Origin of the sequence: Deinococcus sp. JMULE3 (assembly GCF_013337115.1) — a bacterium.
Classification (GTDB): Bacteria; Deinococcota; Deinococci; order Deinococcales; family Deinococcaceae; genus Deinococcus.
In genome coordinates this window covers 95,229-109,052 of record NZ_SGWE01000005.1, presented here as the reverse complement: position 1 = coordinate 109,052, position 13,824 = coordinate 95,229, and the positions used below count along the sequence as shown (strand labels likewise).

Sequence of the window (13,824 nt, the reverse complement as noted above, 5' to 3'; positions counted from 1 at the left end):
GGGAGTGTACCGGGTACCGTGGCGTTCAGCGGGTCAGGGCGTAGGGGATGACGTGGGGCCGCCCGGTGTCCGGGTCGGGCAGCAGGTGGGCCTTGAGGCCGAACACGTCGCGCAGCAGGTCGTGGGTGAGCACGTCCCCGGCCGGGCCGTGGGCGTACACGGCGCCGCCGCTCATGGCGATCAGGCGGTCGCTGTAGCGCGCGGCCTGGTTGAGGTCGTGGAGGACCATCACGACCGTCTTGCCCTGCTCGCGGTTCAGGCGCCGGGCGAGGTGCAGGACCTCCAGCTGGTGCGCGGGGTCGAGGTACGTGGTGGGTTCGTCCAGCAGCAGGATGTCGGTCTGCTGCGCGAGGCTCATGGCAATCCAGGCCCGCTGCCGCTGCCCGCCGCTGAGGGCGTCGAGGGGGCGGGCGGCGAACACGCGCATGCCGGTCTGGTCGAGTGCCCACTGCACGGCGTCGCGGTCCTCGGCGCGGCGGACGGGGAAGCGGCCCTGGTGCGGGTGACGCCCGAACCACACGAGGTCCTCCACGCTCAGCCCCTCGGGGGCCGCGGGGCCCTGCGGGAGAATGGCGAGGCGCCGGGCGATCTCGCGGCTGGGCAGGGCGTGCAGCGCCTGGCCGTACAGTTCGATGTGCCCCGCCCCGCTGGGCAGCAGCCGCGCCAGCGCGCGCAGCAGGGTGCTCTTGCCGCAGCCGTTCGGCCCGATGATCGAGGTGACCTGCCCTCCCGCGACCGCGAGGTCGAGGCCGGGGATGATCACGTTCTGGCCGTAGGCGAGTTTCAGCGCGTGGGTGCTCAGCGGCTCCGGGGTGCGGGTGGCCGGGGCGGAGGTGGCCGGGGTGGGGGTGGCCCGTTCGGGATTGGTGGGGGTCATGCGGACTTCCTCAGCAGGTACAGGAAATAGGGGGCGCCGACCAGGGTAGTGAAGATCCCGGCGGGCACCTCCAGGGGGGGCAGCAGCGCGCGGCCCAGCGTGTCGGCGGCCAGCACGAGCAGCGCGCCCAGCAGCATACTGACCGGCAGCGTGCGGGCGTGCCGGGCGCCGACGAGCAGCCGCGCGAGGTGCGGGGCGAGCAGGCCCACGAAGCCCAGGATGCCCGCGCCCGTCACGGCCGCGCCCGCCAGCGCCACGCCGACCGCCAGGGCCAGCAGGCGCGCCGGGTTCACGCGCGTGCCGAGCGCGGTGGCGACGTCCTCCCCGAGGTTCAGGACGTCCAGCGTGCGGCTCAGGAGCAGCGCGCCGGGCAGCAGGATCAGCGCCCAGGGCAGCACGCGCGTCAGGCGGGTCACGTCCGCGCCGTAGACCGTGCCGGTCAGGAAGCTCAGGGCGCTGCCCAGCCCGTCCGGGGCGCGCACGAGCACGAGCTGCTGCGCGGCGCCCAGCGCGGACGCGACCGCCACGCCGATCAGCGCGAGCCGCACCGGGTGCAGCGCCCCGCCCCGCTCCCGCGCGAGCAGCAGCACCAGCCCGAAGCCGCCCCACGCGCCTGCCAGCGCCGCCCAGGGCAGCCCCCCGGCGGGCGCGGCGGGCCACGCGAGCAGGAACACCGTGGCGGCCAGTCCCGCCCCGGCGCCCACGCCGATCAGGTCCGGCGAGGCCAGCGGGTTGCGGATCACGCCCTGCATGATCGTGCCGCTCGCGGCGAACATCGCGCCGCACAGCAGCGCCACCCCGATCCGCGGGGCGCGCAGGTCCAGTACGAGCTGCCGGGTCAGGGCGTCCCCGCCGCCGGTCAGGGCGGCCAGCACGTCCCGCGCGGGCGTCGGCACTGCGCCCAGTCCCAGCGCCAGCACCGCCAGCGCCGCGCACAGGGTCAGCAGGGCCGCGCCGACGAGCAGGGCGCGGCGGGCGGTGAAGCGGGCAGAGGTGATCGCAGCGGTCACGGCTGGTACTTGAAGGATGTGCCGGGCGCGGCGTCCTGCAGGAAGCGGCTCTCGATGGTCTGGGCGACCATCAGTTTCAGGGCGGTCGGGCCGCGCCCGCGCGTCCAGTCGTCCCGGTTGAACTCGTACACCCGGCCGCGCTTCACGGCGGGCAGTTTCTGCCACAGCGGGTTTTTCGCCCACGCGGCGGTGACCGGCGTCTCGTCCGGCGCGGTGAACAGAATGAGCGTCTGCGGTTGCAGCGCCACGAGGCCCTCCAGGCTCAGTTCGTACTGCGTCTGGCCGTCCTTGACGGGCAGCTGATTCCTGCGCCCGACCGCTTCGAGGAAGCTGCCCGCGAAGCTCCCGGCGGTGTGCGCCGTGAAGGAGGTCGGCGTGACCACGCCCGCCACGAACGCCGGGGCGCCCTTCTTCGTGAAGGCGCGCGCCTTGGCGATCAGGCTCTTCTGGTCGGCCAGCAGCTGTTTCGCGGCGGCCTCGCGGCCCACCAGTCGGCCGATCAGCAGCGTCTGCTCGTTCAGCTGATCCAGGTCCGCGCGGCGGCTGGGGAACACGGCGGTCGGGGCGACGCGGCCCAGGGCGGGCACAGTGTCCTTGTGGACGAGGCTGTCGGCGAGGATGAGGTCCGGGCGCAGCGCGGCGATCCCTTCGAGGCTGGGCTGCGCGCGGCTGCCGGTCGTGACGACGCCGCCCACGCGGGGCCGCAGGTAGGGGGGCGCGCCCCGGTCGCCGCCCTGCGTGCCGAGCGCCGCGCCGACGGGTTTCACGCCCAGCGCGAGCAGGGTGTCCACGAAGGAGTATTCCAGCGCCACGACCCGTTTGGCGGGGGCGGGCAGGGTCACGGTGCCGCGGTCGTGCTGCACGGTGACAGGGGCTGCCAGGGCGGGCGCGGCGAGCAGGGTGGCGAGGGTCAGGGTGGTCCGGGTCAGGGGAGCCAGGGTCTTGTTGTTCAGGGTTCGGTGGTTCATGGAATGGCTCCGGTGTCAGCGGCGCCCGATGCGCCGGGCGAGCAGGATGAAAAAGGGTGAACCGGCCGCGGCGACCAGGATGCCGACCGGGGTCTCGGCGGGCCGGTCGATCACGCGGGCGGCCACGTCGGCCAGCGGCAGGAACGCCGCGCCCAGCAGCGCGGCCAGCGGCAGCGAGACGCGGTGGTCCGCGCCGCCCAGCGCGCGCGCGGCGTGCGGGATGATCAGGCCCACGAAGCCCACCGGGCCGACCACGCTGACCGATCCGGCGGCCAGCAGGACGCCCAGAGCGGTGATGACGGTGCGGTCGCGTTCGGTGCGGGCGCCGAGGCTGCGGGCGACGTCCTCACCCAGGGTCAGGACGTTCACGCGCGGCGCGAGAATGAGCGCGCCGATCAGACCCGCGAGCAGCCACGGCGCGACCTGTCCCAGCTGCGCCCAGGTGCGGCCCGCCAGTGAGCCGGACAGGGCGAACAGCGCGCCCTGCGCGCGGTCCTCGAACAGCAGTTGCAGCGCGCGGGTCGCGGCGCCCGCCAGGGACGCCACCGCCACGCCCGCCAGCGCCAGCCGCAGCGGCGTCACGCCGACCGTGCGGGCCGCGCCGTAGGCCGCCAGGGCCGCGAGGCCCCCGCCCAGGAACGCCGCCGGGACGAACGCGGCCGCCGGGGCTGCGGGCAGGAACACCACCAGGATCAGGATGGCCAGGGCGCCCCCGGCCTCCACGCCCAGGATGCCCGGGTCGGCCAGCGGGTTGCGGGTGACGCCCTGCAGCAGCAGGCCCGAGACGGCCAGCGCCGCCCCGGCGATCAGGGCGATCAGGGTGCGGGGCAGCCGCAGGGTGTGGATCACGAGGCTGCTCACGCTGTCGTCCGGGTGCACGAGCAGCCGCGCGGTCTCGGCCAGGGGAATGTCGGCAGCGCCCAGCGCCAGGGACAGCAGGCCCGCGAGCAGCGCGGCGAGCAGTGCGCCGGTGAACGTCAGCCACCGGGGAGGGGAGAGGTCACGGCCCCGCGACCTCACCCAGGTGGTACTGCCGCACCGGCGCGCGGTCCGGTGTGTGACTCGATCCGGGGAGCAGGAGCGGCTCGGCGTCGGTGACGGCGGCGCGGTACGTCCGCGTCTGGCCATTGACCGTGGCGGTCAGCGTGACGAGGTCGCCGTCCACCTCGGCGTCGCGCTGGGCGTTCAGCCAGTCCCACCCGTGCCGGATCAGCAGCGCCCGGTCGAGCACCTGCGCGCGCGCACTCAGGCCCGCGAAGCCGCGCAGGTGCCCGGCGACCTCGGCGGGACTCACCTCGCGCCGCGCGACCTGCACGGCCAGCGCGGGTGTCAGGTGCGCCCACAGCAGGCCCGAGGGCAGCTCCACGGCCGTCGCGGCGAAGCGGTGTCCGCCGAAATGCCCGGTGCGCCACGCCCGTTCACCCGCAGACCTCAGCGCCGCGTGGACGGGCACGCCGTAGCGGCCGCAGGCGGCGTCCACGGTGCCGTGCGTGCAGACGTGCAGGTCCGCGCCCCGATCCGGTGCCGGGACGGCCTCCCAGTCGCTCAGCCGCGCCGGTTCGATCAGGGTGTCGTGCAGCCCGCGCGCCCACTCGCTCTGCGGCAGGTCGGCGGCGTAGTCCTGCCTGCGGTACCCGCCGGGGCCGCGCACGTAATGCCGCACGCGCAGCGGCGCGCCGGGGGCCAGTGGCGCGCTCATGAGCAGCCCGAAGCCCGCGCCGCTCGACTCGACCTTCCCCCGCAGCGCGGCGAAGACTGCCGACTGCGCGGGCGTCCAGGTGTCCACGCTGCGCAGCTGCGCCCAGACGGGCACGTCCAGTTCCAGCACCGTCACCTCCGCCCAGTGGGGCGCGGTGCCGATGGGGTCCTCGCCCGCCGCGCGGGACTCGTCGGCGCAGAGGGTCAGGCGGGCGGTCACTTCACCTTGTCCAGGATGAGTTTCGTCAGGGCGGGGCTGTCGCGCAGCGACACCAGCGGTCCGGCCCAGGGGCTGTTCGCCTCCTGGGTGTACACGACGGTCTGGCCTTTCAGGCGCTGCCCGACGGCGCTCTGCAGGAAGTCCTGCGCGCCGTTGTACTGCCCGCCGGGCGGGAAGACGATGACCAGCGTGTCCCTGCTCAGGGACAGCAGCGCCTCGTCGCTGACCACGCCGCCGACGCCCAGCACGTTCGCGTCGCCTTTCAGGCCGTCCCTGAAGCCCAGGGCGCGCACGTCGTCGATCAGGCGGGTCTTGGTGTACAGGTACGTGCCGCCGCCCTTGAAGGGCGAGACGACCACGGCCTTCGGGTACTTCCGGAACACCCCGGCGGCCTGCAGGGCGCGCGCGCCGGCGCGGTTGGTGTCGGCGACCTGCTTGATGAGCTTCTCGGCCTGTTCCTGCTTCCCGAACACGCGGGCGAGGTCGCGCAGGCCCTTCTTCCAGTAGCCGCTGCCCTGTTCGCTGTAGCCGACGGTGGGCGCGATGCGGCTCAGTTGCGTGTAGTTGCCGTTGCCAGCCCAGGTGGCGCGGACGATCAGGTCGGGTTTCAGCTTCAGGATCGTTTCGAGGTTCGGCTGCGTCCAGTTGCCGACGAAGGTGGCGCCGCTCAGGTCGCCGCGCGCGAGGAAGGTGCCCCGGATGCGTTCGGGTCTGATCTTCCCGTCGGCCGTGAGGTCGGCGGGGCCGAGCATGGCGCTGCCGACGCCCACGAGGCGGTTGCTGACGCCCAGCGCGTAGATCCAGCCGAGGGCTTCCTCGTCCAGCGCGACGATGCGGGTGGGGTTGAGCGGGACGGTGGCAGTGCCCTCGTCGTGCTTGAGGGTGAGGGTGGCGGGGGCGGCCAGGGCGGCGCTGCCCAGGACCAGGGTGGTCAGGAGGGTCCGGCGGAACATGCGGCTCACCCTAGTTAATCCGAGCGGAATAGTCAAGTTTCAAGGTGTTGCCCGACCGCCCAGTGGCCCGCACGCGCAGAACAACCGTGACATCGGTCGCCCACCATCCTGCAAACCACCAGTGGAATCCATCTCCTTGAACGCTGGGCAACGGCATGACCGGACGAGCCAGTCGAACGACCGTGCGGCGCCGAGTACGCAGGCAGCGCCACATGAGGTCTTGCGGGGCCGGCGCGACCCGGCGCAGCTGCTCACGGAAGCGCACCTCCGCCTGGCGCGGATCGAAGCGCAGCAGTTCGTGGATGACCTCAAGGCGCACCTCCAGCAGGCGGCCAGCGCGCCTCCGCTCCACGAGCTGACCTGATACGGATTCCGTTTATTTCGTTAACAGATCGGAACACCACCGATCTGTTAACTCCACGTCCGGAACCCGTTTTGCTCCTACTCGCTCCGCTCGGATTGAACGGCTTTATAAGCCATTCAATCGGAGTCCGTATGAGACAGACCTGTGGTGTTTGACCTGCGGGGCAGGACGGGGCGAGCGCTGCGGGGCGACGACCCGAGGAGTGCCCGGTGAGGAGGCTGAGCAGCGTACCGGGTCGTCGCGTGGCACTGTCCTGGAGCTGCGGGCCGCTCAGCCGTACAGCGCGCGGCCCCGCCCGTGGGCGTCGGCGATGTGGGCGCGCAGTTCGGGCGGGCTGAGCACCTCGACCTCCCCGCCCCAGCCGAGAATCCACGGCACGAGTTCCTTCCAGCCGCCCACCGTGAGGCACACGCGGGTGTGACCGCTCGCAAGCGGCTGGCAGTCCGCGGTCGGTCCGAGCGGCACCTCGCGCACCCGGTCGCGGACCGCTGGGCTGAAGAACAGTTCCACGCGGACCGGGTCGCCGGTCATGATGCCCCACGCGCCGGCAAGGTACTCCATCGGGTGGAACGCTTCGGGAATGGGCGCCGCGTCGTCCAGCAGGGTCACGTCACGCATGCGGGCGAGCCGGAACACGAAGGGCCGGTCGCCGCCCTTGAGGCGGTTGACGCCGATGGCGTACGCCTGACGGTTCTGGGGGTTGAGCTCGATGAAGTAGATGACGAGCTCGACCTGTGATTCCCTGGTCAGGGAGTGATACTTGAACCGTAGGACCCGGCCCTCCAGCCAGGCGCGGGCGACGAGTTCGAAGGTGCGGCTGGCCGTGGTGTCGCTCGTGTCCTTGCGCTGCTGGTACGCCTCGTTCGCCTGGGCGGCCACCCGGCGGGCGGTGGTGGGCAGCTGCGCGGTGAGTTTCTCCAGGGCGCTGAGGTAGTGCTGGTTGTAGTCGGCGGCGTGGTGGTAGAGCATCCGCGCGGCGGAGTACACCGCGAGCGCCTCGACCGCGTTGAGGGTGGTCGCCCGGGCGGGGCGGCGGTACCTGCCGTTGTCGAGCCGCTCGACCTTGCCGTCCAGGCACAGGGTTTCAAGGTCACGCTGCACGCTGCGCAGCTTGTTCGCCGGGAGGCCCAGGCGGCTGGTGAGGTCGCGGGCGCTGCACTCGGCGTGCCCGAGGAGGTCCAGCGTGGCGAGCATCCGCTCGGTCTTCGTGGCGGGGGTCACGTCAGTTCTCCAGTTGCGCGTGCATCTGCTCGCGGAAGGTGCGGACCAGGGCCTGCAGGCCGCTCAGGTTGCGCAGCAGCACGCCGCGCCAGTCGTCCGCGCCGGGCAGGTAGGCCTGCACGGAGGCGTTCACGTCGTCGTCCAGCACGGTGATCTGCCCGATCCGGATGCGCTGGTGGGCCTGCGCGGCGGCCTCGTGGGCGCGGGCGCGTTCGGCGGGATCTTCCAGCGGCCAGAAGCGGAAGAAGTACAGGGCGAAGTACGTGGAGTCCGCCTCGGACGTCATCAGGTAGTACGTGCCGCCCTCGAACTTGAACAGCACGTCCCCCTGCTCGTCCAGGTGGGGCCGGAAGCCCTCCTCGGCCAGGAAGTCCAGCACGTCGGTGGCGTAGCGGGTGGGTGCGTTCAGTGTCGGTTCGGTCATGGGGTCTCCTGGGCAGCGTCGCAGACGCCGCGGAATGAGCAGTACCGGCAGGCGGCGGAGGGCGTCGGTGGGAAGTCCGTGTCCTTCATGCGGCTGACGGCGTCCTGCACGAGGCTCAGGCCGCGCTGAAGGTCCGTTTCCTCGAACACGTGCAGGTGGTCGCGGCGCAGGTACGCCAGGGCGGCGCGGGTCGCGCCGAGGTGATGGGCGTACAGGGCCAGTTGCGGCAGGTGATGTTCGGGCTGAACGTGACGGTCGGTCTTGTAGTCGAGGACCAGCTTCCCGTCCGGGTCGAAGGCGTCCACGATGCCCTCGAAGGTGACGCCGCCGACGTCCACCTGGATGGGCCGCTCGCGCTGGTAGGGTCGTCCCCTCACCTCGGCGTACACGTCACCCTGGAAGTTCTGCACGAGGGTCGTCACGGTCTGCAGGTCGGGCGGGGCGAAGTACCCCAGGTGCGCGCGCATCTCGGTGTCGGTCCAGCCGTGCTCGAGCGCGCGGTGCACGGCGTCTCCGATCTGCCGCCCGGCGAGACGCCCTTCGGGGTTGGTGGCTTCCGCGTCGTGCCGGGCGCTCCACAGCGTGACCAGCGGCGCGCGGCCCTCGACGTGCCGGTACGCGAAGGCCCTCGGGCAGCTCAGGAACGTGCCCAGGCTGGTGACGGGCAGCGTGCCGGGCAGCACCACGCCCGGGCCGGATCGGACGTCCAGCCGTGGTCGCCCGCCCGACGTCTGCAGGGTCAGTGGGACCGGGGCGGGCACGTCCGCCGGGGACAGGTAGGTGCGGGCCACGCCCGCGTCGGGCAGGTGGCCCAGGAAGGCCTCGAGGCGTTTCAGGTCCGCCGGGCCGGTGCCGCCCGGCACGCTGAGGATCAGCAGGTCCGCGGCGCGCGTGAAGGCCACGTACGCGACCCGTTCCGATTCACTGGTGTCCCGTTCCTTCTGCGCGGCTTCCAGGGCCGTCCACTCGGGCGGGTCCTCCTCGAGGCGGGGCAGGCGCAGCGCCACGCCGAGCTGCGCGTCGAAACGCACCGCGCCGGCCGGCCCGCCGCCCTGGCGCAGCGCGTCGGCGACGATCACCACCGGGAATTCCAGGCCCTTGCTGCCGTGGATGGTCATCAGCTGCGCGGCGTCCGGGTGCGGACTGACCGCCTCGGGCGCCTGCGCCTCCAGCCGCTCGAGGTGGGCGAGGTGATCGGCGGCGCTCACCACGTCCCGCAGGCCCTCCTGCGCCCACTGGCGCAGCAGGCCCTGGAAGAGCCGCAGGTTCGCCACGCGGCGCGGCCCGTCCGGCAGGGCGGCGTGCACGAGCAGCGCGCCCGTGCGGCGGTCCGCTTCGGCCAGCAGTTGCGACGCGCTGAGGGTCACCGACGCCTCCCGCAGCGCGCGGATCAGGGTCACGGCGCCCTGCACGTCCGGGTCGGCGCTGCGCTGCGCGGCGTCCCAGAAGCACTCGCCGCTCACGTGAGCCTCCCCGATCGTGAGGAGCTGCGCGTCGGTGAGGTGCACGTGCGGGCCGCGCAGCACCGCCGCGAGGTGCACGTCGGCGGTCGGGTCGGCCACGGCGCGCAGCAGGCTCACGGCGTCCATCACCTCGGGCCGGTCGTACAGGCCCCGCCCGCCGTGCACCACGTACGGCAGCCCCGCGCGGGACAGGGCCTCCTCGTACGCGCCGAGGTTGGTGCGCGCCCGGAACAGCACGGCGATATCGGACAGCCGCAGCGGCCGCGTCTGCCGCGTCTCGCGGTCGTAGACCGGCGTGCCCCCGAGCAGCAGCGCCTGAATGCGGCCCGCGATCAGGTCCGCCTCCGCGCTGCGCAGCGCCCCCGCGCCGTCCCCGAGCAGGGCGTGCACCTCCACGCCCGGCGCGTCCTCCCCGGCCGGGTGCGCCACGCGGTGCGCGTCGAGGGGTTCGAAGGTCGCCGCGGTGGGCCGCAACGGGCCCGGGCCGCGCATCAGGCTCGCGAAGTACGCGTTCACGGCCGTGACCAGTCCCCCGTGCGTGCGGAAGGACGTGCCCATGCGGATCACCTCCCCGCCCCGCTCCAGCACGGCCTTGCGCGCTTCGCGGAACACGCCGACGTCCGCGCGGCGAAACGCGTAGATGCTCTGCTTCTCGTCCCCGACGACCGTCAGCGTCACGCCGTCCGCCAGGGCCCGCAGGATCCGCCACTGCACCGGGTTGGTGTCCTGCGCCTCGTCGATCAGCAGGTGCGACCAGCGCGCCCGGTAGTACGCCCGCACCTCCGGGACGGCCAGCGCGCGGTCCGCGCAGACCTCCAGGTCCGCGAAGGTCGCGACCTCCTGCTCCCCCTTGAGCTGCGCGAAGCGGGTCACCACATGCGTGAAGATCGTCCGCAGGGCCAGCACCGCACGGTCGTGCGCGCGGGAGGCGTCGGTGGCCTCCCCGAGCAGGTCATCGCGCGCCGCGAGCCCCTGCAGGGTCTTCAGGGCCGCGAAGACCGCCTTCTTCTCCGCCGCGTCCCAGCCCCGGCCGACGTTGCCCTTCACGCCCGCCAGGGCCACGCGCAGGTCCCGCAGTCCCTCACCCAGCAGGGGCGGCCCTGCCCGCAGCGCCGCCTGACGGGCGTCTTCCAGCACGTCCCCGGCCGGAACGCCCCGCACCGCGTCGAGCGCCGCGCAGGCCGCGTCCCATTCGGGCTGCGCGGCCACCCACGCGCGCCGGGCGCGGTCCCCGGCCTCCAGGGTCGCCTCGCGGGCCGCGACGTCCAGCGCGGCAGCGGCCGAGGTGGGATCGTCCAGCAGCGCGCGGATCACGTCCCCCCGGATGCGGCCGGGCAGTTCGAGAAGCACCTCCACCGGCAGTTCGGCCAGCACCGGCGCGAGGTGCTCCTCGAGCCACCCGGCGGCCTCCGTATCGTCGAGCACCGCGAAGTTCAGGCCGGCCCCGCTCTCGACCGGATGCTCGCGCGCCACCCGGCCGCACAGCCCGTGAATGGTGCTCACCTGCATCAGCGGCAGCGCGGCCTGCGCCGCGGCCCAGCGGGCCGGGTCGGCCTGCGCGCGGCCCTCCACGTACGTGGCGATCCGCTCGCGCAGTTCCGCGGCGGCCGCCTCGGTGAACGTCACGGCCGCGATCTGCCCGGGCGTGACCCCCCCGTCGAGCAGGTGCACCACGCGCTCGGCCAGCACGCGGGTCTTCCCACTGCCCGCCCCGGCCGAGATGGCGACCGAATGCGGCGCCGTGATGGCCCGCTGCTGGGCTTTCGTGAATGTCCCGCTCATGCCTGACCCTCCTCATGCCGGGCGCTCCGGTGCCTGCAGACCGGCAGGAACGTGCAGTACGTGCAGGCCTGCCGCGCCTGATCCGGACCCGGCGCGACGTTCCCCGCCGCGAGGTGACCCCCGAGGTCCGTGAGGAACGCCGTGACGTCCTGCTGGTGCTGCGCCCAGGTGTACGTCCTCCTCCCACCCTCGGCCGCCGGGCCCGCCCTGCCGATCACCTCGGCCCGCTCGATGCTGAAGTACCGGCCGTTCACCGCCGACAGCGCCGCCATGTACAGCGGCAACTGGATCTCCAGGTTCAGCTTCCCGCTGTGCACCACCTGACTGACGTACGTGCCGGTCTTGTAATCCGTGACGGTCAGGCCGTCCGGCGTCCGGTCCACCCGGTCGAGGATGCCCGTCAGTGCATAGGTGTGCTCACCCGCGGTGAGGGTGAAGTCCCGCCGCTCCTCGAGGGCCACGGGCGTCCAACCGGGCGGCACGAACGCCGGGCTGCGCACCGCCCGCGTCACGGTGCGGCGCAGCTCCTCGACCTGCACCGGCCACAGCGGACCGGGACGCAGGGCGCCGCTGCGCCGCAACTCCGTGACCTTGCGGTCCAGCGCGGCGTGCGCGCGCGCCGCGCGTCCCTCCGCGTCGCCCGCCGCCCCCTCACCCTGCAGCGCGCCGTCCAGCGCCGCGTGCAGCAGCAGCCCCGTCACCCGGCGGTCCTCCACCCGGTCCGGATCGAGCGGCTCCTCCAGATGCAGCAGCCGCCCCGCGAACCACTGGAAGCGGCACGCCCCGGCCGCGTGCAGCTGCGACGGACTCCAGCGGCGCGCCGCGACCGGCAGGCTGCGCTCCAGCTGCCCGGCGTGCGGACCGGGGCGGCCCGCGTCCCGGTCCACCTCCACCGCCACCCGGCCCTCCAGCGCCGCCGGGACCTGCCCGTCCAGGGCCAGCAGCAGCGCCCGCTCCTCATCCGACCCGAGCGGCAACGGCGCCGCGCCCACGCCCGAATCACCGAAGCGCAGCCAGAACGGACTCGGCCGCAGCGCCCGGCCGTCCACGCCCCGCAGCGGACGGCTCAGCACCACCTCCAGCCCCGCGCCGCCCACCGCGCCCAGGAACAGCGCCTCCTCCACACTCGCCAGACTCGACGCGTCCGGCACGGTCACGCCAGCCGAGTGCCACCGCGCCCGCACCACGCTGTCGATCAGCGGGTGATCACCCGCGGGCCGCGGAAAGATCGAGTCGGCCAGCCCCAGCACCCAGACGTGATCGAACGTCCGACCCAGCGCGGCCAGCGGGTTGGCGACCCGCACGCCACTGCGGCCCAGCAGGACGGGCACGGTCGTGGACCGCAGCACGTGCGCCACCAGGCCCAGCAGCTCCTCCCGGTGGCACGGCGCGTCCCGCCGCGCCTCGCTGTCCAGGCGGTCCATGAGCAGGCCCAGCGCCACGTTCAGCGCGGCGTCCTGCCTGCAGCGCGCAGCGATCCCCAGGTCGACCACCAGCCGCTCGAGCACCTGCAGTCCGGCCCGCCAGGTCGTCTCGGCCGGGACCTCCAGCCACGCCAGTTCCGGCGCCCAGGCCGCCACACCGGCCGGGCAGTGCGGTTGCAGCGCCCGCGCCCGCCTCAGCGCGTCGAAACCCGGACTCACCAGCGGGTGCGTGAACAGCCGCCGCGCCGCCCCGTAGCGCCACTCACGGGCGTGCGCGTCCACCCAGGCCTGCACCACGCCGCCCAGCGGCGTGCTCAGCAGCGGCTGCTGCGCGCCGCTCACCAGCGGCAGGTCATACTCACGCGCCACGTCCGCCAGCGTGCCCAGATACGTGGCCTCGTGACGGACGATCACCGCCAGCCGCTCCGGCCGGGAACCTGTGTCCAGCCACGCCCGCACCTGCCGCAGACACGAGCGGACCTCCGCGTCGACGTCCCCGTGTTCCTCCCGGCGCAGCCCGCCGGACGCCGCGCCCCGCTGCAGGTACCCGGCCACGACCTGATCACCGGTGGTCCCAGCCTGTCCATCCACGTCCGTGCGCGTGAAGCCCAGCGCGCACAGCGCCGCAGCGGACTCCTGCGTGCGGCGCCCCGCACCAGGCGCCTCGCTGGCCGGGAGGGTCAGCAGCGAACCCGGTCCCAGCAGCCGGTCCATCAGGGCCAGCTGCGCCGCGTCGAAGTACGCGAAGCCGTGCACCACCGACCGCCGCGCGGGCAGCCGGTCCAGGCGCGCGGCGAAGTACTCCGCGCCTGCCACGTCGTACACCCGCAGCTCCTGGCAGCGCGTCACCACCGCCCCGAACGCGCCCGCCACGTCCCGCTCCCGCGCGCTGCCCGCTGCCGCCCGCACCGCGCCCGGCTCGAGGTTCGCGCGCAGCAACTCCCCGATCAGCCCAGAGAGCCGCGCCAGGGTACCCGGCCGGGCCGCGATGGACCCCAGGTACTCAAGCGACAGGTCGCCGAGCGCCTCCCGGTAGAACGCCTCCCGCGCGCCGGGCCGCAGGGGCTGCCAGCCGGCCTGGTGCAGCGCGTCCCGCGCGACCTGCGTCAGGGTCCGCGCCGCGCCCGCGTTTCTCAGCGCGCCCCGGACGTCCCGGCCCGCCTGCACGTTCGGCACGATCAGCGCCATGTCCGGTGAGAAGCGCGCCGAGACGGCCCGGAGCAGGACACTGGGAAACGGGTGTTGCAGCAGCGTGCGGGTCACGCCGACACCCTAGCGGCCACGCGGCACTCACGTACCCGCAGATGACGCGTCATACGGACTCCGGTTGAAAGGTTTGCAAAAACTTTCAACCCGAGCAGAGCGAGCAGGAGCGAAACGGGTTCCGGGCGTGGAGTTGGCAACCCGGTGTGGTTCCGGG

At 73.6% G+C, this 13,824-nt stretch carries 11 protein-coding genes; 1 reads left to right on the top strand and 10 read right to left on the bottom strand.

Features of this window, described 5'->3' with window-relative positions:
• Positions 1-25: 25 nt before the first annotated feature.
• Genes EXW95_RS19370 through EXW95_RS19345 form a run of 6 tightly spaced genes read right to left on the bottom strand, consistent with a single transcriptional unit; the run spans position 26 to position 5,726 of the window.
• On the bottom strand, positions 26-877 hold the full coding sequence (locus tag EXW95_RS19370; RefSeq protein WP_174369148.1) for an ABC transporter ATP-binding protein: 852 nt from the start codon (positions 875-877) through the stop codon (positions 26-28).
• Positions 874-1,887, bottom strand: a complete 1,014-nt coding sequence (locus EXW95_RS19365; protein ID WP_371810194.1) for a FecCD family ABC transporter permease — start codon at positions 1,885-1,887, stop codon at positions 874-876. Before EXW95_RS19365 ends, EXW95_RS19370 begins: the two co-directional genes overlap by 4 nt.
• A complete protein-coding gene (locus EXW95_RS19360) occupies positions 1,884-2,855 on the bottom strand; it encodes an ABC transporter substrate-binding protein (RefSeq protein ID WP_174369147.1) in 972 nt (323 codons plus the stop codon). Before EXW95_RS19360 ends, EXW95_RS19365 begins: the two co-directional genes overlap by 4 nt.
• A 15-nt stretch (positions 2,856-2,870) precedes the next feature.
• The gene (locus EXW95_RS19355; protein ID WP_174369071.1) at positions 2,871-3,875 is read right to left on the bottom strand and encodes an iron ABC transporter permease; all 1,005 of its coding nucleotides are present in this window, start codon (positions 3,873-3,875) and stop codon (positions 2,871-2,873) included.
• Entirely contained in the window at positions 3,856-4,773 is a 918-nt protein-coding gene (locus EXW95_RS19350) for a sucrase ferredoxin (protein ID WP_174369146.1), read from the bottom strand. The genes EXW95_RS19355 and EXW95_RS19350 overlap by 20 nt, the downstream gene beginning before the upstream one ends.
• The gene (locus EXW95_RS19345; RefSeq protein ID WP_174369145.1) at positions 4,770-5,726 is read right to left on the bottom strand and encodes an ABC transporter substrate-binding protein; all 957 of its coding nucleotides are present in this window, start codon (positions 5,724-5,726) and stop codon (positions 4,770-4,772) included. The genes EXW95_RS19350 and EXW95_RS19345 overlap by 4 nt, the downstream gene beginning before the upstream one ends.
• A gap of 220 nt (positions 5,727-5,946) precedes the next feature.
• Here EXW95_RS19345 and EXW95_RS19340 point away from each other — a divergent pair, with 220 nt between their 5' ends.
• Positions 5,947-6,090 carry a hypothetical protein gene (locus EXW95_RS19340; RefSeq protein WP_174369144.1) on the top strand — a complete coding sequence of 48 codons (144 nt, stop codon included), beginning with the start codon at positions 5,947-5,949 and terminating at the stop codon, positions 6,088-6,090.
• 270 nt (positions 6,091-6,360) lie between these two features.
• On the opposite strand, the gene EXW95_RS19335 is transcribed toward EXW95_RS19340, so the two are convergent.
• The 4 genes from EXW95_RS19335 to EXW95_RS21440 are packed head-to-tail and all read right to left on the bottom strand — an operon-like array spanning position 6,361 to position 13,667.
• Entirely contained in the window at positions 6,361-7,311 is a 951-nt protein-coding gene (locus tag EXW95_RS19335; RefSeq protein WP_174369143.1) for a WYL domain-containing protein, read from the bottom strand.
• A gap of 1 nt (position 7,312) precedes the next feature.
• Entirely contained in the window at positions 7,313-7,735 is a 423-nt protein-coding gene (locus EXW95_RS19330) for a hypothetical protein (RefSeq protein ID WP_174369142.1), read from the bottom strand.
• The gene (locus tag EXW95_RS19325) at positions 7,732-10,980 is read right to left on the bottom strand and encodes a UvrD-helicase domain-containing protein (RefSeq protein ID WP_174369141.1); all 3,249 of its coding nucleotides are present in this window, start codon (positions 10,978-10,980) and stop codon (positions 7,732-7,734) included. Before EXW95_RS19325 ends, EXW95_RS19330 begins: the two co-directional genes overlap by 4 nt.
• Positions 10,977-13,667, bottom strand: coding sequence for a PD-(D/E)XK nuclease family protein (locus tag EXW95_RS21440; RefSeq protein WP_174369140.1), 2,691 nt, complete (start codon positions 13,665-13,667; stop codon positions 10,977-10,979). Before EXW95_RS21440 ends, EXW95_RS19325 begins: the two co-directional genes overlap by 4 nt.
• Between the last annotated feature and the right edge of the window lie 157 nt (positions 13,668-13,824).